The 21,675-nt window shown below is 70.5% G+C and carries 15 protein-coding genes; 3 read left to right on the plus strand and 12 right to left on the minus strand.

Going from position 1 to position 21,675, the window contains the following annotated elements:
- Positions 1–16: 16 nt before the first annotated feature.
- The 12 genes from RB628_RS07705 to RB628_RS07760 all read right to left on the minus strand — a co-directional run bounded on the left by RB628_RS07705 (position 17) and on the right by RB628_RS07760 (position 16,668).
- Positions 17–298 carry an HU family DNA-binding protein gene (locus RB628_RS07705; RefSeq protein ID WP_037692421.1) on the minus strand — a complete coding sequence of 94 codons (282 nt, stop codon included), beginning with the start codon at positions 296–298 and terminating at the stop codon, positions 17–19.
- Between the two features lie 366 nt (positions 299–664).
- Complete coding sequence (locus tag RB628_RS07710; RefSeq protein ID WP_318319539.1) at positions 665–2,080, minus strand: NAD-dependent malic enzyme; 1,416 nt, start codon at positions 2,078–2,080, stop codon at positions 665–667.
- 325 nt (positions 2,081–2,405) lie between these two features.
- Positions 2,406–4,727 carry a HelD family protein gene (locus RB628_RS07715; RefSeq protein ID WP_318319540.1) on the minus strand — a complete coding sequence of 774 codons (2,322 nt, stop codon included), beginning with the start codon at positions 4,725–4,727 and terminating at the stop codon, positions 2,406–2,408.
- 172 nt (positions 4,728–4,899) lie between these two features.
- Positions 4,900–5,682 (minus strand): zf-HC2 domain-containing protein, encoded by a 783-nt coding sequence (locus tag RB628_RS07720; protein WP_318319541.1) that lies wholly within the window; start codon positions 5,680–5,682, stop codon positions 4,900–4,902.
- Positions 5,683–5,729: 47 nt separating this feature from the next.
- Positions 5,730–6,251, minus strand: coding sequence for a sigma-70 family RNA polymerase sigma factor (locus RB628_RS07725; protein ID WP_044471680.1), 522 nt, complete (start codon positions 6,249–6,251; stop codon positions 5,730–5,732).
- 361 nt (positions 6,252–6,612) lie between these two features.
- Entirely contained in the window at positions 6,613–7,224 is a 612-nt protein-coding gene (locus RB628_RS07730; protein ID WP_318319542.1) for a CGNR zinc finger domain-containing protein, read from the minus strand.
- A 413-nt stretch (positions 7,225–7,637) separates the two neighbouring features.
- Positions 7,638–8,804, minus strand: a complete 1,167-nt coding sequence (locus RB628_RS07735; protein WP_318319543.1) for a uroporphyrinogen-III synthase — start codon at positions 8,802–8,804, stop codon at positions 7,638–7,640.
- A gap of 122 nt (positions 8,805–8,926) precedes the next feature.
- A complete protein-coding gene (locus tag RB628_RS07740) occupies positions 8,927–10,309 on the minus strand; it encodes a nitrate/nitrite transporter (RefSeq protein ID WP_318319544.1) in 1,383 nt (460 codons plus the stop codon).
- 604 nt (positions 10,310–10,913) lie between these two features.
- The gene (locus tag RB628_RS07745; protein ID WP_318319545.1) at positions 10,914–12,167 is read right to left on the minus strand and encodes an acyltransferase; all 1,254 of its coding nucleotides are present in this window, start codon (positions 12,165–12,167) and stop codon (positions 10,914–10,916) included.
- The gene (locus RB628_RS07750) at positions 12,164–14,362 is read right to left on the minus strand and encodes a polysaccharide deacetylase family protein (protein ID WP_318319546.1); all 2,199 of its coding nucleotides are present in this window, start codon (positions 14,360–14,362) and stop codon (positions 12,164–12,166) included. Before RB628_RS07750 ends, RB628_RS07745 begins: the two co-directional genes overlap by 4 nt.
- 149 nt (positions 14,363–14,511) lie before the next feature.
- A complete protein-coding gene (locus tag RB628_RS07755) occupies positions 14,512–15,378 on the minus strand; it encodes a hypothetical protein (RefSeq protein ID WP_318319547.1) in 867 nt (288 codons plus the stop codon).
- 318 nt (positions 15,379–15,696) lie between these two features.
- On the minus strand, positions 15,697–16,668 hold the full coding sequence (locus tag RB628_RS07760; RefSeq protein WP_318319548.1) for a LysR family transcriptional regulator: 972 nt from the start codon (positions 16,666–16,668) through the stop codon (positions 15,697–15,699).
- 83 nt (positions 16,669–16,751) lie between these two features.
- Between RB628_RS07760 and RB628_RS07765 the strand changes: the two genes are divergently transcribed.
- From RB628_RS07765 to RB628_RS07775, 3 genes are all read left to right on the plus strand, one after another.
- Entirely contained in the window at positions 16,752–18,092 is a 1,341-nt protein-coding gene (locus tag RB628_RS07765) for an MFS transporter (RefSeq protein WP_318319549.1), read from the plus strand.
- Between the two features lie 159 nt (positions 18,093–18,251).
- Positions 18,252–20,540, plus strand: coding sequence for an alpha-xylosidase (yicI, locus tag RB628_RS07770; RefSeq protein WP_318319550.1), 2,289 nt, complete (start codon positions 18,252–18,254; stop codon positions 20,538–20,540).
- A complete protein-coding gene (locus RB628_RS07775) occupies positions 20,540–21,553 on the plus strand; it encodes a LacI family DNA-binding transcriptional regulator (RefSeq protein WP_318319551.1) in 1,014 nt (337 codons plus the stop codon). The genes yicI and RB628_RS07775 overlap by 1 nt, the downstream gene beginning before the upstream one ends.
- Positions 21,554–21,675: the final 122 nt, after the last annotated feature.

The following is a 21,675-nucleotide window of genomic DNA, read 5'->3' on the forward strand; positions in this document are numbered from 1 at the left end:
CAAGCCTTGCGGCGAGTTACTTGCCCTTCGCCGCTTCCTTGAGCTTGGAGCCCGCGGAGACCTTGACGCTGTAGCCGGCGGGGATGTCGATCGGGTCGCCGGTCTGCGGGTTGCGCGCGGTGCGAGCGGCACGGTGGGTGCGCTCGAAGGTCAGGAAGCCGGGGATGGTGACCTTCTCGTCGCCCTTGGCGACGATCTCGCCGACGGTCTCGGCCAACGCCGCCAGAACGGCGTCGGCGTCCTTGCGCGTCACCTCGGCGCGGTCGGCCAGCGCGGCCACCAGCTCACTGCGGTTCATGTTGTTACTCCCGTGTTCTTCTTGCTGTTGAGCGTGCCCCGCGGCGGAGCCGCATGGTGGGCACAGCGAAGCCGATGCTGCCAGGGTCCTTGGTGGGGCCCCGGACCCGGGTCCGTCGCCGGACCCTCGCGCCCGAAGACGCATCCTGCCCCCACCTGCGGCGGGAAAGCCAATCCGGCACCCCTGAGGAGTCATACGAACACCCTTGGGAGTCACCCGGAAAGCGTCACGGCCGGGGCCGACAGCCTGAGTCTGGCCGCCACCCTAGAGCCGCCCGGGGGCAGGGGGCCCCCGACGCGCCGGTACGGGGGCCCGTGGCAACCGTCACATCACGGCGCGCGTCGCCATGTGGCGGGCGCCGGCCGCCTACTCGGCAGCGGCAGCCGCCTTCGCGGCATCCCGCACCGCCCCGGCCACCGCCCCGGCGACCTTGTCGTTGAAGACGCTCGGCACGATGTAGTTCGGGTTCAGCTCGTCCTCGGTGACGACGTTCGCGAGTGCGGTGGCCGCCGCGAGCATCATCTCCGTGTTGACCGTGCGGGACTGCGCGTCCAGGAGACCGCGGAAGACGCCCGGGAAGACCAGCACGTTGTTGATCTGGTTCGGGAAGTCCGAGCGGCCGGTGGCCACGACCGCGGCCGTCTGGCGGGCGATCGCCGGGTCGATCTCGGGGTCGGGGTTCGCGAGCGCGAACACGATCGCGCCGTCCGCCATCGCGGCCACGTCATCGCCGTCGATGACGTTGGGGGCCGAGACGCCGATGAAGACGTCGGAGCCGCGCACCGCCTCCTTGAGGGTGCCGGTGAGGCCTTCGAGGTTGGTGTTGTCCGCGATCCAGCGCAGCGGGGAGTCCGGGGCCGCGTTCACGAGGTCCGCGCGGTCCGCGTGGACGACACCCTGGATGTCGGCGACGACCGCGTGCTTGACGCCCGCGGCGATGAGCAGCTTGAGGATGGCCGTGCCGGCCGCGCCGGCGCCCGACATGACGACCCGGATGTCGCCGATCGCCTTGCCCGTGACGCGCAGGGCGTTGGTGAGGGCGGCGAGGACGACGATCGCGGTGCCGTGCTGGTCGTCGTGGAAGACGGGGATGTCGAGGGCCTCGCGGAGGCGGGCCTCGATCTCGAAGCAGCGGGGGGCCGAGATGTCCTCGAGGTTGATGCCGGCGAAGCCCGGGGCGATCGCCTTGACGATCGCGACGATCTCGTCGGTGTCCTGGGTGTCCAGGCACAGCGGCCAGGCGTCGATGTCGGCGAAGCGCTTGAAGAGGGCCGCCTTGCCCTCCATGACCGGCATGGCGGCCATCGGGCCGATGTTGCCGAGGCCGAGCACCGCGGAGCCGTCGGTGACGACCGCGACGGTGTTGCGCTTGATGGTGAGGCGGCGCGCGTCCTCGGGGTTCTCGGCGATCGCCATGCACACGCGGGCCACGCCCGGGGTGTAGATCATGGAGAGGTCGTCACGGTTGCGGATGGGGTGCTTGGACTGCATCTCGATCTTGCCGCCGAGGTGCATGAGGAACGTACGGTCCGAGACCTTGCCGAGGGTGACGCCCTCGATACCGCGGAGCTTCTGGACGATCTCGTCGGCGTGCGCGGTCGAGGTCGCCGCGATGGTGACGTCGATCCGGAGCAGTTCGTGGCCGGAAGCGGTGACGTCGAGGCCGGTCACCGAGCCTCCGGAGGACTCCACGGCGGTGGTGATCTGGGAGACCGCGGTTCCGCTCGCGGGCACCTCCAACCGGACCGTGATCGAGTAGGAGACGCTGGGCGCCGTTGCCATGGCCGACTTCCTTCTGCTTTCACCCTGATGCTTGGTTTGCCGTCCGATCGTCGCACCTACCGCGGAGTAGCTGGTAGCGGGGCCTCGATTGCGAACGTTTTGTTCTCAGTACGTTCGCCAGGACAAAGAGGTCCACGCCGCTCCGCGGCGTGGACCTCTTCATGCACTTCTACGTCAGTGGCACCGACCCGCCATGCTCGCCTCGCGGCAAGTGGTCGCTCGTAGCGACGAAGGTTGGGCCCGGGGGCTTGGATCGAGCCGGTGCCAACGTCAACGGTAACAAACGATCCCCGTAAGGCAATTCCCATCGGCCCCGGTCTTTGCCTCAGTCACGGAGAAGGTCCGGCACACCTCCCGCATCGGGCTCGTCGCGGTCCGCCGAGACGACCGTGAGCTGCTGGGTCGCGCGGGTCAGGGCGACGTACAGAACGCGCAGGCCGGCCGGGCTCTCGTCGGCGATCTCCGCCGGGGAGACGACCACCGTGGCGTCGTACTCCAGGCCCTTGGCCTCCAGGCTGCCCAGGGCCACCACGCGGTCGCCGAGGCCCGCCAGCCAGCGGGCCGCCTCGTCGCGGCGGTTCATCGCCACCACGACGCCGACCGTGCCGTCGACGAGGTCGAGGAGGCGGGCAGCCTCCTCCCTGACGGACTGGGCGAGCGAACCCCTCGCCGCCACGAAACGCGGCTCGACGCCCGTCGAACGGACCGCCCTCGGGGACTGGGAGCCCGGCATCGCCAGAGCCAGCACTTTCGCCGCCAGGTCCGCGATCTCGGCAGGGTTGCGGTAGTTGACGGTGAGGGTGAAGCGGCGGCGCGGGCGGGAGCCCAGAGCCTCGTCGCGGGCCTCCGCGGCCTCGTCGGGGTCGGACCAGGAGGACTGGGCCGGGTCGCCGACGACCGTCCAGGTGGCGTGCCGGCCGCGGCGGCCGACCATGCGCCACTGCATCGGCGTGAGGTCCTGGGCCTCGTCGACGATGACGTGGGCGTACTCGGTGCGCTCCTGGGCGAGCCGCTCGGCCCGTTCGCGCTGCGACTCCTCCCGTACCGGCATCAGCTCCTCAAGGCCGGTGAGCTGGTCCAGGGGGTCCGCCTCGCGTCTCTTGCGGGGGCGGGCCGGGGTGCCGAGGATCGCGCTGAGCTCGTCCAGCATGGCCACGTCGTGGACCGAGAGGCCGTCGCGCTTGAGAGCGCGGGCGACCCGGCGGACCTCGCCCGGGTTCAGGATGCGGCGGGCCCAGCGGCCGAGGCGGCGTTCGTCGGACATGGCGGCGAGGACCGACGCGGGGGTCAGTTCCGGCCACCAGGCGTCCAGGAACGCGATGAAGTCGTCCTCGGTCGAGACGTCCTCGTCGAAGGAGGAGCGCAGTTCCGCGGCCAGTTCCGGGTCGGTGTGCCGGCCCTGCGCACCCGAGCGGGCCCACAGGGCGTCCAGGAGGAGCCTGCGGGCGCGGGGGCGCAGCAGGTTGACGGGGGCGGTGCCGCTGAGGACCGACTCGCGGATGCGGGCCAGTTCGGGGGCCTCCAGTTCGATACGGCGGCCGAAGACCACGACCCTCAGACGGGTGGTCACCGTCGGCGAGTCGAACTGCTCCAGGGCACCTCGCGCGGCCTTCCGCAGCACCTTCAGCATGCGGTAGGACCCCTTGGCGCGGGCCACGGCCGGGGAGTCGTACAGGGTGGCCTCGGCGCCGTCGACCAGGGAGCCGATGGCGCGGATGGCGACCTGGCCCTCCTCCCCGAGGGAGGGCAGGACGCCCTCCGTGTACGCCACCAGGAGGGGTGTCGGGGAGACGATCAGGATGCCGCCCGAGTACCGGCGCCGGTCCTGGTAGAGGAGGTAGGCGGCGCGGTGCAGGGCGACGGCCGTCTTGCCGGTGCCCGGGCCGCCCTCGACGTACGTCACCGAGGCGGCGGGGGCGCGGATCACCAGGTCCTGCTCGGCCTGGATGGACGACACGATGTCCCGCATGGTGTGGCTGCGGGCCTGGCCGAGGGCGGCCATCAGGGCACCGTCGCCGATCACCGCGAGTTCGCGGCCGTCCAGGGACGCCTTCAGCTCGGGGCGCATCAGGTCGTCCTCGACGCCGAGGACACGCCGGCCCTTGGAGCGGATGACGCGGCGGCGGACCACCCGGCCCGGATCGACCGGGGTCGAGCGGTAGAAGGGCGCGGCGGCCGGGGCGCGCCAGTCGATGACGAGGGGCGAGTAGTCCTCGTCGAGGACGCCGATACGGCCGATGTGGAGGGTCTCCGCGATGTCGGCGGTGCTGTCGGGGCGTACGGCTCCTTCCGCGGGCTCCACGGACGTGTACGCGCCGTCCGGTCCCTTCTTGCCGTCCATCCCCCGCAGCAGGTCGATACGGCCGAAGAGGAAGTCCTCGAACTCGTTGTTCAGCCTGTTGAGGTGGATGCCGGCGCGGAACACCTGGGCGTCCCGTTCGGCGAGCGCGCCTGGGGTGCCGACCTGGCCGCGCTTGGCCGCGTCGTGCATGAGGAATTCCGCCTCGTTGATCTTCTCCTCAAGACGCCGGTACACCCGGTCCAGGTGTACCTGTTCGACGCTGATCTCGCGGTCGCGGACGGAGTCCTGAGCTGAGGAGTCCTCGACCGGTGCGAGCGCCGTTTCCTGCTGAGCCTGAGCGGCCACCGGGCCCCCTTCTGACGTGCTGGGCAGCCGTCAACCGTACGCGAAAGGGAGGCCGCGAGGCTACGCGTCCGCCCCAGGACACCGTACGAGTATGCGTACGAGGCGTCCTGGGGCGGTCGCGGAGCGGCTGTGGGACTACTGCGGGACTACCGCGGAAGTGGTGCGCGCGGGGTCAGGCGTCGACCTCGACGAGCTGTTTGCCCGCGGAGGTGACGATTTCGAAGTGGTCGATCTCGTCGGGAGTGAAGGCCGTGCCGCCATGGATGTAGAGCGGGCTGCGGGCCACTTCGGTCGCGGCGTCCTTGATGCCGTAACCCGCCTCCGGGACGGACCAGTTGGACATCGTCTCGCGCGTGCCGTCCTTGCCGACGACGATGAGCGAGCACTTCAGCGGACCCTTGACTCCGGCCAGCTCCAGCACCGCGCCGACGCCCCAGCCCTTCGTCTCCATCGCCACGGTCGCGGTGACCTTGGTGGTGGGGTCGGTGGCGGAGACCCGGTCGCTCATGAGGCCGAAGGCATCCTTGGCGGAGCCGGTGGCCTTTGTCGTCACCGTCGGCGAGGGAGTGGCGACGCTGTTGGTATCGCCGCCGGTGGTCGCGAACACCGTGGCCGGGCCGCCGATGATGAGGGCCGCCGCGGCGGCCACCATGTAGAAGCTGCGCCGGCGCTTGCTCGCACGCCGTTCCGCGACCTCGTCGACCAGCCGCGTCGCGAGCTGCGGACTCGGGCGGGCGGACAGCGACTCGCCGATGGCGGGAGATCCCTGGGTACCGGGCAGGTCCGCGAGGGCGGCCAGCATCGGTTCCATCCCGGCCAGCTCGTCGAGCTGCTGGGCACACCATTCGCAGCCCGCGAGGTGCGCCTCGAAGGCCGTGGCCTCCGCGTCGTCGAGGATGCCGAGGGCGTAGGCGCCTACGGTTTCGTGTTCGTTCGGGCCTTGGGAACCCTGCATTCCTCGCATGGAACCAGGACTACCCGCTCCGAACCCCCCGTAAATGCTCATGCCGTCACCCCCCGCTCCTCCAGTGCGAGCTTCATCGAACGCAGGGCATAGAACACCCGTGAGCGCACCGTTCCGCTGGGTATGCCCAGCGTCTCGGCCGCTTCGTTCACCGTACGCCCCTTGAAATAGGTCTCGACCAGGACCTCCCGGTGGGCCGGGGTCAGGTCGTCCAGCGCGTCCGACAACGTCATCAGCCACAACGCCTTGTCGATCTCGTCCTCCGCGGGGATGACCTCCAGCGGCGACGGGTCCACCTCCTGCGGCCGGGCCTGCCGGCTGCGGTGGCCGTCGATGACGATGCGCCGGGCGACCGTCACCAGCCAGGGGCGTACCGAACCGGTTGCCCGATTGAGCTGACCGGCGTTCTTCCAGGCACGGATCAGTGTCTCCTGCACGACGTCCTCGGCTCGTTGCCGGTCTCCGGCGACCAGCCTGAGGACATACGCGAGGAGAGGCCCTGCGTGCTCTCGGTACAGCGCACGCATCAAGTCCTCGTCGGGTTCCGAGGGCTGGGACATGCGATGTCGGGCCCTCGGTGCTCGTTCATTGGCCACGACGGAATCCTTGCGCACGCCCACCTCCGCTGTCCCGGGTTCCCCCAGTCGGTCGCTCACCCCGAGGTACGGAGGGGGGCTCCGGGATGTTCAACGCGCGACCACAACTTTCCTTATCTGGACGTGACGTGAGGGACAAGGGAGCACATTCCCGCCGCAACTGCTTTACATTTCCGCCACATTGGCAAGATCGGGGCGATGCCCGCAGCGCGTCGGCCGGAAACTCACGTGTAACCAACGTCACTGCAACCCGCGGGAGTTGACAGGCCCGATTCCGCCCGACAGGACCGCTATGGGCGATCTGTGGCTGGTATCCGCGGACGGTCTACGCGCGTGCCAGAGCGGCCCGCCGCCGATGTCTCGCGACCCGTTCCCGGTTGCCGCAGATTTCACTCGAACACCATCTGCGCCGTCTGCCCCGGGACGTGTCGAGGTACACGACGGGGCAGTTGTCGCCCTCGCACTGGCGCAGACACGCGCGCGCGACGGGATCGGTGAGCAGTTCCACGGCGTCCCTGGCGACCACGCCGAGCAGGGCCGCGCAGTCGGGCGGCGCGTGCAGCTCCCGTACGAGAGTGCCGTCCTCGGCACGGACGGCGCGGGGGGCGGGGGGCGCGGGGCGGGCGAGTTCGTTGAGGCGGGTGAGGGCGTGGTCCAGGGGGCGGAGGTCGGCTGCCGGGGGACTGTGCACCAACTGGCCGGTCAACCGGCCGGTCAGGTCCCGCATTTCGCGGAAGTGCGCGACCCAGGAGGCGTCAACGTGACGCAGGGGTGTGCCCGCCGGGACGAGTCCGGATGCGGCGATCCAGGCGCGGAGCGGTTCGACGGCGCCGAGCCGTTCGTCGGGGTGGGTGGTCGCCAGCAGGTCCAGGCAGATCCGCCCGGCGTCGAAACGCAGCTCGTACGAGGCCGTGGCCACGGTCGTCTCCGATGCCATGTGCCTGTCACCGCCTAGGAGTCGCCACCGTACGGGACAGCCGAGATGCCGGTGGGATGCCAGTGAGGGGTCGGGGGAACCGTTCCCTCTACAGTGCCTGTCCGCTCTCGCGGCCGGAACCCCTCGTACGGGCTCGCTCCGCGGGATACGCGGATCATTCGCCCGCGCGCCGGTGGGGGCCGGTCGCGCGGTTCCCCGCACCCCTGTCGGGGCGCGACGCGCCCTGTGCGCTGGTGGGCGTGGGCCGCGCTCGTCGTGAGCGGGAGGGGGCTGGTCGCGCCCGCGCGGCGGAGCCGCATACGGCACAGCCCCCCTGCGCGCGGGCGAGCGTCCCGCTCGACGGCGGCCTCGCGGACCCCGGCGGCCCCGTACGGATCGCCGGGCGCACCGCCGTACGCACGGAGTGCGGGGGCTCAGGCGTCGGAGTACTTGGCGTCGGCCGCCGGGTCCAGGGCGAGGCGATAGCCGCGTTTGACGACCGTCTGGATCAGTTTGGGCGCCCCCAGAGCGGTGCGCAGCCGGGCCATCGCCGTCTCCACGGCGTGCTCGTCGCGGCCGGTGCCGGGCAGCGCGCGCAGCAGTTCGGCGCGGGCGACGACCCACCCCGGCCGCCGGGACAGCGCCCGCAGCAGGGACATCCCGGCGGGCGGTACGGGACGCAGGGCGCCGTCGACGAGGACGGCGTGGCCGCGGATCTCGACCCGGTGCCCGGCGATGGGCAACGCCCGCGCCCGGGCCGGGAGTTCCTTGCAGAGGAGCTGTACGAGGGGGCCGAGCCGGAAGCGTTCGGGCGACACGGTGTCGACGCCGTGGGCCTGGAGCGGCAGCGCGGTGACCGGGCCGACGCAGGCGGGCAGGACGTCGTGGTGGAGGGCGGCGAGGAGTTCCGGGAGCAGGCCCCGCTCCTCAGCCCGGGAGAGAAGGGACGCGGCGGCGGGGGCGCTGGTGAAGGTGAGCGCGTCCAGGCCGCGCGAGACGGTGGCGTCGAGCAGCCGGTCGACGGGGCCGATGTCCTCCGGCGGCATCCACCGGTAGACGGGCACACCGACGACCTCGGCGCCCGCCGCACGCAGCGACTCGACGAAGCCGGGCAGGGGCTCGCCGTGCAGCTGGATGGCGATACGGCGTCCGTCGACGCCCTCCTCCAGGAGCCGGTCGAGCACCTCGGCCATGGACTCGGAGGACGGTGACCACTCCTCCGTGAGCCCGGCGGCCCGGACGGCCCCCTTGACCTTGGGGCCGCGCGCCAGCAGCTCGACGTCACGGAGACAGACGATCAGGTCCTCCCCGAGCCCCCAGCCGTCGGCGGCCTCGATCCAGCCCCGGAAGCCGATGGCGGTGGTGGCGATGACGATGTCCGGTGCCTGGGAGATCAGCTGCTTGGTGGCGGCAAGCAGTTCGCTGTCGTCGGCGAGCTGCACGATCCGCAGAGCGGGTGCGTGTACGACGGCTGCGCCCCGTCGCTGGAGCAGTGTTCCGAGTTCGTCGGCCCGACGCGCGGCCGTGACACCCACGGTGAACCCCGCGAGGGGGCCGTGGTCCGGTGGGCCCTGTTCTGGTCGCTGCTGTTCGTCGTACATGGCTCTCGTCCCGCAGTCGAGTCACATCTGCACTAGCGTGCCGAACGAGCCTGTCAACGGCGCGTGACAGGCTCGGATCGGATTCATGTCGCTGGTGTTACTTAAGCCGCTTTGGGTGAAAGTCACACCTCGGCGTAGCTGAGCTGGGGCTTCGCCTCGGAGGCCGTGGTTTCCGTGGTCTGGGCGCCCGCCGGACGGCGAAGGTATACGGCCCAGGTGACCAGGAAGCAGACCCCGTAGAAGGCGAGGAAGGCGACGAAGGCACCGGTGCCGGAGCCGACGCTCAGGAAGGACTGGCGGAAGGCGAGGTTGATGCCGAGGCCGCCGAGCGCGCCCACCGCGCCGATGAGCCCCATGGAGGCGCCGGACAGGCGACGGCCGTACGCTGCGGCCTCCTCACCCGCCAGCCCCTTGGCGAGAGCCTTGGTGTGGAAGATGCCGGGAATCATCTTGAACGTCGAGCCGTTGCCGAGGCCGGTGAGGACGAACAGGGCGATGAAGGCCGTGGTGAACAGGGGCAGCGACTTCTCCATGGACGCGACGACGATGACGCCGGTGGCGGCGGCCATGCCGACGTAGTTCCACAGCGTGATCTTCGCCCCGCCGAAGCGGTCGGCCAGCGCGCCGCCCACGGGCCGGATCAGCGAGCCCAGCAGCGGGCCGATGAAGGTGACGTACGCGGCCTGGAGCGGCGTACGGCCGAACTGGGTCTGCAGGACCAGGCCGAAGGCGAAGCTGTAGCCGATGAACGACCCGAACGTCCCGATGTAGAGGAAGGACATGATCCAGGTGTGCGCGTCCTTGACGGCGTCCATGGCGGCGCCGGTGTCGTTCTTCAGGGACGTGATGTTGTCCATGTAGAGCGCGGCGAGGACGGTGGCGATGATGATGAACGGGATGTAGATCCCGAGGAGCACCCGCGGTCCGCCGCTCGCCCCGATGACGGCGAGGCCGATGAGCTGCACGACCGGGACGCCGATGTTGCCGCCGCCGGCGTTGAGCCCGAGGGCCCAGCCCTTCTTGCGGAGCGGGAAGAAGGCGTTGATGTTGGTCATGCTGGAGGCGAAGTTGCCGCCGCCGATGCCGGCGAGCATGGCGCACACGAGGAACGTGGTGAAGGACGTCCCCGGCTCCATGACGATGAACGCCGCGATCGTCGGGATGAGCAGCAGCGACGCGGAGACGATGGTCCAGTTCCGGCCACCGAAGAGGGCGACGGCGAAGGTGTAGGGGACGCGGACGACGGCGCCGACGGCCGTGCCCATCGACACGAGGAAGAACTTGTCGGCCGGGGTGAGCCCGTACTCCGGTCCCATGAACAGCACCATCACGGACCACACTGTCCAGATGGAGAAGCCGATGTGCTCGGAGAGCACGGAGAAGAACAGGTTGCGGCGGGCGATCTTCTCGCCGGTCGCGTTCCAGAAGGCCTCGTTCTCGGGATCCCAGTGCTCGATCCAGCGGCCTCCCCTGCCGGGGGCGGGGGCTGTACTAGGGGCTGTCATGACGCCTCCACGGTGGTCCGGGGCTCGGGTGGTTCTTTTCGTGGTGCTGAGCGGTGATGAGTCCCGAAGGTAGGCAGAGCGCGTTTCCGCACTGTGGCTGTGGGTGACCGGAAGGGAACTTTGCTCTCACCCCGCGAGGAGGTGGGATGAGAGGTTACGCAGACGGAGGTCACGGCCAGAGCACGGCCAGGGGGCCGAGAGCCCCTCCTGAGGCCCCGGCCCCGCTGTCCTCCACCGGACCCCAGCACAGGGAACGGGAGGATCCGTAGGTACGGCCTGGCAACCGACGTACTCCCGAAGCTCGGCGCCGTCGACCTGTCCGAGGAAGAGGAAAACGACGACTGACGTGACAGAAAAACGGCCCGGCGCCCACCAGGGTGCCGGGCCGTCCCCCTCTCCTGAGCGAAGGCCGCGCCCGAGTACGCGTACCCGAGGCGAAAAAGACAGGTGCACCCGCCGAGGCCGCCGGCTACCCGGCTCCGGCGGCCTGCTGGACCGGATCGACTCGCTGCTCATCGCGCCGGCCGTCCTGCTCGTCCTCAGCTGAACCTCGTTCGCCCGCCGGACCGCCCCGGGCTCCCGCAAGCGGTCGTGAGCGGTCGTCTCACCCTCTCCGTCGCCCTCCCCCGCGCCTCGCCCCGTTCGGCCACAGCCGTGGGCTCCGCTTCGCGGCGATGTCCTCGATCCAGCCCAGCGTCAGGATCATCAGGCCGATCAGGGGCCAGACCAGAACGAACATCCACACCGTGTACGTCGCGTCCAGCGCGGACATCATCCCCTCGGTCATGAACGGGACGTCGTACAGGGGGTCGAGGATCGGGATCGTGGCCATGATCAGCAGGTTGTGCCAGAGATAGATCGTGACCGCTCGGTTGTTGGAGAGCGTGACCAGCTTGTCCCACCTCGCCAGGCGTCCCGGGAGTTCCTGCCACGAAGGGGAGTACTGGAGCAGGATCACCACGAACCCGAACGACCAGGTCGCCTGGGCCAGCGGAATGTCGTTCAGGTCCCAGCCGTCGGGGCTCTTGTGACCCGAGGCCCACCAGATACCGAAGGCCATGACCAGGGCCGCGCAGGACACGGACACATAGCGCGGGATCTGCTTCAGCAGGCCCTCGTGGTGGGCGAAGCCCAGCACCCAGCAGCCGCCGTACACCGCGAAGTCGGTCACCGCGTTGCCCGTCTCGCCGGGGATGGTGACCACTCCCGTACCGACGACCGCCGTCAGGGCCAGAGGAGCGAGCAGCGTCGGCCACGGGAACCGGCGGTACGCCCACAGCAGCAGCGGTGAGGCGATCACGAACCACAGGTAGGCCCGCAGGTACCAGAGCGGGCCCGCGGCCTGGACCGCCCAGGTGTCCTCCAGCACCCCCGACTTGGAGCCGATGCTCCACGGGAAGGGCGGGGCGCCGATCGGGACGACGTAGTTGAGCAGCTCGACCAGGCCCCAGGTGCCGCCGTGGCCGGAATCCCTGGCCGGGTTCCAGCCGCCGATGAACATCAGCGCCAGCACCACGGCGCTGAACGCCCACAGCGGGGGCAGCAGGCGCCGGATCCGGCCCCGGACCACCCCGAGGGCCGGCCGGTTCAGGGAACGGGCCATCAGGGAGCCCGCCAGCGCGAACATCACGCCCATGGACGGGAACAGCACGGTCAGCCACGCCCAGCCGAACAGGTGGTACACCACGACCCGGACCAGGGCGATGCTGCGGAGCAGGTCGAGATACCGGTCGCGGCCCGGCTTCTGCGCCCGGGGTGCGGTGGGCGGCTCGTCCGCTGTCGGCTGGCGCGGGACGTCGTACGACGGCGAGACCGTCGCGTCTTCCGGCGTCGTGGCGGCCGTATGTCGCTGGGTCATCCCACGGGCCTCCTGTCGTCGCTGCCGCTCGTCCGGGCGGCCGGTACGGCGTCCGGCGCCGCGCCGACGACGCCGGTGCGCCGCAGCTTCTGCCAGCGCAGGCGGCCGCCGGTGAGTGCGGTGATCCAGGACTGGAGCAGGACGACGTACATGAGCTGGCGGTAGAGGATCTGCTGGAGCGGCAGCGAGATGAGGTGGCTCATCTTCTCGCGGTCGAGCCGGAACGCGTAGGCCGCGCACATGAGCTGGATGGCGAGGACGCCCAGCCAGGCGAAAACGGTCTTCTCGGTCGGGCCGAACACCAGCCCGTAGAGCAGGAACACGTCGATCAGGGGGGCGAGGAGCGGCGCCACCACCATGAACAGCGACACGAAGGGCAGGCCCACGCGGCCGAAGCGGCCCGACGGACCCCGTTCGACGACGGAGCGGCGGTGCTTCCAGATCGCCTGCATGGTGCCGTACGACCAGCGGTAGCGCTGGGACCACAGCTGCTGGACGGATTCCGGGGCCTCGGTCCAGGCGCGCGCGTTCTCCGCGTACACGACCCGCCAGCCGTCGCGATGCAGGGCCATCGTGATGTCCGTGTCCTCGGCGAGCGTGTCGTCGCTCATCCCGCCGACCCGCTTGAGGGCGCTGCGCCGGAACGCGCCGACCGCTCCCGGGATCGTCGGCATGCAGCGCAGGACGTCGTACATACGGCGGTCCAGGTTGAAGCCCATCACGTACTCGATGTGCTGCCAGGCGCCGATCAGGGAGTCCTTGTTGCCGACCTTGGCGTTGCCGGCGACGGCGCCCACGCGCGGGTCGGCGAAGGGCTGGACGAGTTCACGGACGGTGCCCGGCTCGAAGACCGTGTCGCCGTCCATCATCACGATCAGGTTGTACCGGGCGTTCGCCACGCCCCTGTTGAGGGCGGCGGGCTTGCCCGCGTTGAGCTGGCGCACGACGCGTACGTTCGGCAGGCCCATGTTCTCGACGATGCGCGCCGTGCCGTCGCTCGACCCGTCGTCGATGACGATCACCTCGATGGGATGCTCGCTCCGCATCAGCGAACGCACGGTGGCCTCGATGCACTTGGCCTCGTTGTACGCCGGGACGAGCACCGACACCGGTTCGGTGATCGGCGGGCCCCAGCTGAAGTCGGGGCGCCGGGTGCGGCGGGCGTGGATGGCGGAGAGCAGCAGCATCAGGCCGAACCGGGTGAACACGAGGACGCCGATGATCGCGAGACCGACGACCAGCACGCCGGTGATCCCGTCGGAGGCCCGCACCAGGAAGGTCCACGCCTTGCCCTTCGCCAGTTCGACACCCGCGACCGGCGTGTGCGCGCTGGGCGCGTCGAGGGCCTCGGTGAGGTTGCGGAACTCGTATCCCTGCTTCTTCATGTCGGGCAGGAAGCGGCCGAGGGCCTCGACGGTCTGGTGGCGGTCGCCGCCGGAGTCGTGCATGAGGACGATCGCGCCCTTGCCGCCCTTGGGGGTGGCCTGGCGGATGATCGCGTCGACGCCCGGCTTGCGCCAGTCCTCGCTGTCGGTGTTGTTGACGACGGTGATGTAGCCGCGCCTGCCGATGTACTCCGTGACCGGCCACGACTTGTTGTCCATGGCGTCGGCGAAGGAGGAGTACGGCGGCCGGAACAGCGACGTACGGATGCCCGCCGCCCCGGCGAGCGCCAGCTGGTTCTGGGACAGCTCCCAGTCGATCCGGGCCTTCGACTGGAAGGAGAGGTCGGGGTGGTTGAAGGTGTGCAGCCCCACCTCGTGGCCCTCGTCCACCATGCGCTGTACGAGATCCGGGTAGCGCGAGGCCATGGTGCCGGTGACGAAGAAGACCGCGTGCGCGTCGTACTTCCTGAGGACGTCCAGAACCCTGGGGGTCCACTTGGGGTCCGGACCGTCGTCGAACGTGAGGACGAGCCGGTGGTCGGGCATCTGCAGGCTGGCGGTCCGGCCGCTTCTGGTGTCGATGACCGGGCCGCCCTCCAGGATCTCCTTCGGCACCCGGTCGGCGGAGGCCTCGGTCTGGATGCGGTGGTCGGCGAGGATTTCACTGTGCACGTACCCGCGCAGCATCAGCATCGCCATCAGGGCGACCAGGATGAGCGAGGGAAGCAGCAGGCGCATGGGCAGCCGTCGGCGCCGGGCGGTGCCACCGGCGCCGTTCCGGGCGCCGTGGCGGCGGGTGCGGGATGCCATCAGAGGTTGTTCTCCGGGGACGAGGAGACCAGAACGGGGCCGGCAGAGTCGGTGGACGTCCTGAGGATGTTCTTGTGGGCGGAACGGGCGGAACGGGGGGAGCGGGCGGAACGGGCGGGCCGGCGTCGGCCAGGAGCCATGGGAAGCCCCTAGGCCGTCGAGGTGGCCGGAGCCGATGAGGAGACCGGGTCGCCGGTGGACGGGGAATCGGTGGCACTCGGGTCGACGGGACTCTCGGCGATCGGATTCGGCTCGCTCGTACCGTCGGCGACCGTGCCGGTGTCGGTGCCGCCGTCGGTGGCCGGTGACTCCGACGGTTCGGGCGAGGAACCGCCGGTCTCCGACGGGCTCGGCTCCGGCGAGCTGGACACCGTCACGGACGGCTCGGGGTCCGGGTCGGGGGTGGTGACCCCGGTGTCGGGCTTGCTGGCGCTGGCCGAGGGCCTGGGCTCGACGGACGGACCCGGGGTCGCGGCGCTGGGCGAGGAACCCGGTGTGACGGCGGCGGAGCCCTGCGACGGTGTGACTCCCGCGCTCACCGGCGCCCCCGGGGTCGGCGTGACCCCGGCCGAGTCCGACGGCTGCACCGACTCGGCGGGCAGCGGCGTCGTCTCGACCTGACCGGCCGGCTGCTCGTCCTTCTGGCCCGGCACGGGCAGCCAGGGCGCGTTCGAGTTGCCCGACAGGAGGGTGGCGACGATGACGACGGCGTACACCGCGCAGGAGATGCCGACGGCGATGCCTATCCGGCGGTATCTGCGGCTGCGGCGGCCGGTCTCGTCGACGAAGACGGGACCGTCGCCGACCCCGTCGGCGTCCTGGCCGTCCTTGGCCTGCCGCACGAGGAACTCTTCGAGCTGCCGGCCCACTCCGTCGAGCTGGACGGTCACCTCGTGCGGGTCATGGGTGTGACCGGCCTCGACCGGGTTCTCCCATGGACGCTGGTAAGGGACGCCGAAAGAGATTCCGCTTTCCGCGGGCCGCGGCGGGGCGGCCGCGTCTCTCTGCCTGGGCACGGGCCCGGGATACCCGAGCTCGCTTCCGCTGCCGCCGGAAACCGCTTGCGCCTCCGCCGCGACCTCGGGCCACTGGGCCCCGGCTTCCGGCCCGTCGGGCCGAGCGCCGGAACGGGCCTCAGGTTGGGCGTCTTCGCGCCACTTCTTCACACGCACGCACATCCCCCCACGGGAACCTTTCGGGCGCGCGTACGATTCCGGGAATTTCGTACTATCTTTGTTCGAATCGGACCCCCATCCGATCCGAGCGCCCCCATTTATCACACTGCATCCGGGCCTCGAATGTAGCGCACATGGAGGTCCCGTGTTTGCCATGTGTTACTTGTGAGACCAAAAGATCTTGAGATCGATGGCCGGAATCCATCCGTCCACAGGCCTCCGCAACCACCCCTCCTCCTCCGCCAGCCGGGCAGCGGCCCGCCGGAGAGCGTCGACTGCGGGATGCGCCAGACCTTTCCGCCACACCAGCGACACGGGCGACAACGGGACAGGGTCGACCAGCGGGCGCAGCACCGTTCGAGGCATGGCCGGGAAGCCCACGACGGCCAGAACGGGGTTCCGCATCTTCGCCATGATCCGCTGGAACTCCTCGTCGCCCACAGCGAGCGGCGCGGGTGGCGCGATGCCGATGCCGCGTCCCTCGAAAAGCTGACGCGCGAGGTCGGTCCACTCCGGGGTCCGGGGGTTCCCCGCACCCGCGTACACGGTCTCCCCCGCCAGCGCGGCCAACGGCACCTCGGGCAGCGCGGCCAGTCGGTGGTCCTCGGGCAGGGCGACCGCCATCGGCTCGTAGCGCACGGGTTGCTGGTCCAGTTGCGCCCGCAACACCGGATCCAGGCCCGCGAAGCGCCCGAACGACGCGTCGAGCCGGCCCGCGAGCACCTCGCCGGCCGCGAAGGTGAGTCCGCTCTCGAACCGGGCCATCAGCTCATGCTCCGGGGCGAGTTCACGCGCCCGGTGCAGCACCCGCCGCCCGGTGGCCAGCCCCGGCGAGTTCAGGTCCACCAGCAGCGGCCGGGCCTCCCCGAACGCGGCCAGCAGCTCGTCGTGGGCCGTCAGCACCCGCCGGGCGTACGGCAGCAGCCGCTCACCGTCGGCCGACAGGGCCACCCGCCGGGTCGACCGTACGAAAAGTTCGGCGCCCAGCTCCCGTTCCAGGCGCCGGATGTCACGGCTCAGCGCCTGCTGGGCCACGTAGAGGCGGGCGGCGGCCCGGGTGAAGTGCAGCTCCTCGGCCACGGCGACGAAGGCGCGGAGGAGACGGGGGTCGAGGTGGTTCGGGGCAGGCATCCGGCGAATTTACATCGGGAGTGCGTCAATCGACCGGGAACAGGTGTTGGACCCCGTGATCGGCTCCGGGCGACGGTGAGCGCATGCCGCAGCCGTCACCCCGACCGCATCCCCGTCCGCGTTCCCGGCCACTCCCCGCCATGACCCAGGACACCCTGGTCATCGCCGACCTCGGCCCCCGCACCCGTACCCGTACGAAGGAAGCCCACCGCCCGTCCGGCCCGTACCGCCGCCTCTTCACCGTCCCCGGCGCCCGCGCCTTCACCGCCGGGAACCTGATCGCCCGGCTCCCCATGGGCATGTTCAGCGTGAGCGCGGTCATCATGATCGCCGGGTCGCGCGGCTCGTACGCCCTCGCCGGCGCCGTCACCGCGACCGGGCTCGCCGCGACGGCCGTGGTCGCGCCCTGGACCGCACGGCTCGTCGACCGCTGCGGCCAGGCCCGAATCGCCGTACCGGCCACTGCGCTTGCCGCCCTCGGCTCGCTCGCCCTGCTGCTCTGCGTGCACTACGACGCCCCCGACTGGACCCTCTTCGCCGCGTACGCCGCCACCGCCACGACGCCCAACACGGGCGGGATGTCACGCGCCCGCTGGGCCCATCTCCTGAACGGCGACGAGAAGGCGCTGCACACCGCCAACTCCTTCGAGCAGGCGGCCGACGAGCTGTGCTTCATGCTGGGCCCGGTCATCGCGGCCTTCCTCTGCGGGGCGTTGTTCCCGGAGGCGGGCACGCTGGTCGGGGCGGTGCTGATGATGACGGGCGTGCTGCTGTTCGCGGCCCAGCGGTCGACCGAGCCGCCCGTCCGGGTCCACGTCGAAGGGCTTCACCCGCGCGGTACGTCTCCGCTGCGCGCCCCCGGAATGCGCCCGCTGCTCGCCGTGTGTCTTGGCACGGGCGCGGTGTTCGGGTCGATGGAGGTCGTCACGATCGCCTTCGCGGACGAGCGGGGGCACCAGGCGGCGGCCGGTGCCGTACTCGCCCTCCAGGCGGCCGGATCGTGCGCGGCCGGACTGCTGTACGGGGCGCTGAAGCCGGCCGGGCCCGCCGCGCGGCGCCACCCCTGGTGCCTGGTCGCGATGACCGTACTCATGGCGCTCCCTCTGCTCGCCGCCGCCCTGACCGGCTCACTCCTCGTCCTCGCGGGCGCGCTGCTCATGGCCGGGACGGCCACGGCGCCCACGATGATCACGACCATGACACTGGTCCAGAGCCGCACCCCCGAGGACCGCCTGAACGAGGGCATGACCCTCGCGGTGACGGGTCTCCTCGGCGGCATTGCCTGCGGTTCGGCGGCCGGCGGCTGGGCGGCCGAACAGGTGTCCGCGACTGCGGGCTACGGCGTCCCCGTCGCGGCGGCGGTGTGCGCGCTGCTGCTGTCACTCGCCACGACCCGCCGGGCCAATTCGCGTATATCCCATTGACTCGTTCACACGCCACACATACCTTCGCCCATCGAAGCGCTTCGACACCAGGCATCGAATCGGTTCGACGACCCCTCCGTGACGGGTGACCTACGTCGTCCCGGTGAGCCGTGGGTGCCGTGGGTGCCGTGGGTGCCGTCAAGTGAAGGGGTACGGGCTGTGAAGTTCACCGACGGCTACTGGCTGCTGCGCGAGGGCGTCACCGCCGCCCACCCGGTCGAGGTCCTCGATGTGACGGACGCCGACGGCACGCTGGACATCCACGCACCGACCCAGCCCATCCGCCACCGCGGCGACCTGCTGAAGGGACCGGTCGTGACGATCAGCGCCCACGCCCCGATGCCCGACGTCATCGGCGTCACCTTCACGCACTTCACGGGCGAGCAGCCGCAGAGCCCCCGGTTCGAGGTACGGAGGGAGGAGTCGGCGGCCCACACGGAGTACGACGAGGAGCACGCGACCCTGACCTCCGGCACCCTCTCCCTCCGGGTCAGCCGCACCAGCCCCTGGCGCGTCGACTTCCTGGCCCACGGCCGCGTCCTCACCAGCAGCGGCCCCAAGGGCATGGGCATCATGCGGGACGCGACGACCGGGGCCCACTACCTGCGCGAGCAGCTGGGGCTGGGGGTGGGGACATCGGTGTACGGCCTGGGCGAACGTTTCGGCCCGCTGGTCAAGAACGGCCAGGTCGTCGACATGTGGAACGCCGACGGCGGCACGGCGACCGAACAGGCCTACAAGAACGTGCCGTTCTACCTCACGGACGCGGGCTACGGAGTCTTCGTCGACCACCCCGGCCGGGTCTCCTTCGAGGTCGGCTCGGAGGCGGTGTCGAGGGTTCAGTTCAGCGCCGAGACACAGCAGTTGACGTACTACGTGATCCACGGACCGACCCCGAAGGACATCCTCCGCAAGTACACGGCCCTGACCGGCCGCCCGGCGCTGCCACCGGCGTGGTCGTTCGGCCTGTGGCTCTCGACGTCGTTCACCACCTCCTACGACGAGGAGACGGTGACGTCGTTCATCGAGGGCATGCGGGAGCGCCGGCTCCCGCTGTCCGTCTTCCACTTCGACTGTTTCTGGATGCGCGAGTTCAACTGGTGCGACTTCCGGTGGGACCCGCGGGTGTTTCCCGACCCCGAAGGCATGCTCCAGCGGCTGAAGGCGAAGGACCTGCACATCAGCGTCTGGATCAACCCGTACATAGCCCAGCGCTCCCCACTCTTCGCGGAGGGCAAGGCACTTGGCCACCTGCTCCGCAGACCGGACGGCAGCGTCTGGCAGTGGGACCTGTGGCAGCCCGGGATGGCCCTGGTCGACTTCACCAGCCCGGCCGCCCGCGACTGGTACGCCTCGAAGCTGGAGGTGCTGCTCGCCCAGGGCGTCGACTGTTTCAAGACCGACTTCGGTGAACGGGTGCCGCTGGACGTGGAGTTCGCCGACGGCTCGGACCCGGAGCGGATGCACAACTACTACACCTACCTCTACAACAGGACCGTCTTCGACGTGCTGCGCAAGCACCGCGGCGAGGGGGAAGCGGTCGTGTTCGCGCGTTCGGCGACGGCCGGCAGCCAGCAGTTCCCGGTCCACTGGGGCGGCGACTGCGAGGCGACGTACGAGTCGATGGCGGAGTCGCTGAGAGGCGGACTGTCCCTCGGGCTCTCCGGCTTCGGCTACTGGAGCCACGACATCGGCGGCTTCGAGGGCACACCGAGCCCGGCGCTCTTCAAACGCTGGATCGCCTTCGGCCTCCTCTCCTCCCACAGCCGTCTGCACGGCAGTTCCACCTACCGGGTGCCGTGGCTGTTCGACGAGGAGGCCGTGGAGGTACTGCGGCTGTTCACCCGGCTGAAGCTGCGCCTCATGCCGTATCTGTACGAGGCCGCCCGCGCCGCCCACACGGAGGGCGTCCCCATGATGCGCGCGATGGTCCTGGAGTTCCCGGACGACCCCGGATGCGCCCACCTGGAACGGCAGTTCATGCTCGGCCCGGATCTGCTGGTCGCTCCGGTGTTCAGCGACGAGGGAGAGGTCTCGTACTACGTCCCCGAGGGCGAGTGGACCCACTTCCTGACGGGCAGGACGGTGACCGGACCCCGGTGGGTACGGGAACGCCACGGCTTCGACAGCGTGCCGCTGCTGGTGCGTCCCGGGTCGGTGATCCCGGTGGGCGCGGTGGACGACCGCCCCGACTACGCGTACGCCGACGGGGTCACCCTGCACGCGTACGGCCTGGAGCGCGGCGCCCAAGTGACAGTGCCGGTCGGGGACTCGGCGTTCACGGTCGTCCGCGAGGGCGACACGCTGCGGGCGTCGTGCAGCGATCCGTCGGCGCCGTGGGGACTGGCGGCGGGCAGACGTGAGGTGCGGGCGAAAGCGGGCACGGGGTTCCTGACGGTGGAACTGGGGTCGGTGGAGTCGGGGTCGGTCGAACCGGGAGACCAGTGATGGTGAAGATCACCGATGTGGCACGGCACGCCGGGGTCTCCCCGAGTACGGTCTCCTACGCGCTCAGCGGCAAACGCCCGATCTCCGAGGAGACCCGGCAGCGCATCGAACGTTCCATCCACGAACTCGGCTACCGCCCCCACGCGGGCGCCCGTGCCCTGGCGAGCAGCCGCTCCAACGTACTGGCACTGGTGATCCCGTTACGGACGGGCATCCACGTCCCGGTCGCGATGCAGTTCGCGGTGTCGGTGGTGACGGCCGCGCGCCGCCACGACCACGACGTGCTGCTTCTCACCCAGGAGGAGGGCGAGGGAGGTCTGCGCCGGGTGGCGGACACGGCCCTCGTGGACGCGCTGATCGTGATGGACATCCAACTGCACGACCCCAGGCTGCCGTTGCTGCGCGCGCTGGACCTCCCCTCGGTCCTGATCGGCTTCCCGTCCGACCCGGCCGGCCTGACCTGTATCGACCTGGACTTCAGGGCGGCGGGCGAGCTGTGCGTGGAGCGTCTGGCGTCCCTGGGGCACCGGGTGATCGCCCTGGTCGGCTCACCGCCCGAGGTGTACGTACGCCGGACCGCGTTCGCCCAGCGCGTGGTCCAGGGGTTCACGGCCGCGGCGGACCGGGGCGGGCTGTCGTCCTCGGTGCACCCCTGCGAGGCGACGCCGGCCGCGGCCCGGGTGGTGGCGGAACAACTCCTGCGCGAGCACCCGGCGTTGACGGGGGTCGTGGTCCACAACGAACCGATCCTGGAACCCCTGATCGACGCCTTCGAACAACTCGGGCTGAGAGTCCCCGGCGACCTCTCCATCACCGCGATCTGCCCGGACGACCTGGCCGAGAACCTCCCCGTACCGGTCACGTCGGTGGCCATACCGTCGGCGGAGGTGGGGTCGGGGGCCGTAGACCTGCTGATGAGGAAACTGAACGGCACGGGCCACGTCCCGGAGGCAACGCTGCTGCCACCCCGGCTGACGGAACGGGCGAGCACGGTGGCGCGGGGGGCACCGTGACTCAGCCCGCTTCTCGTCGTGCATCCGTCAGTCCAGGTGCTCGGGCTTCTCCTGGGGGCCTCCTGCAGTCCCTCGCCCCAGAGCGGTGAGCTGAAGTAACAGTCCGTAACGCCCTTCGTGCG

Origin of the sequence: Streptomyces sp. ADMS, assembly GCF_033441795.1 — a bacterium.
In the GTDB taxonomy this organism is placed as follows: Bacteria; Actinomycetota; Actinomycetes; order Streptomycetales; family Streptomycetaceae; genus Streptomyces.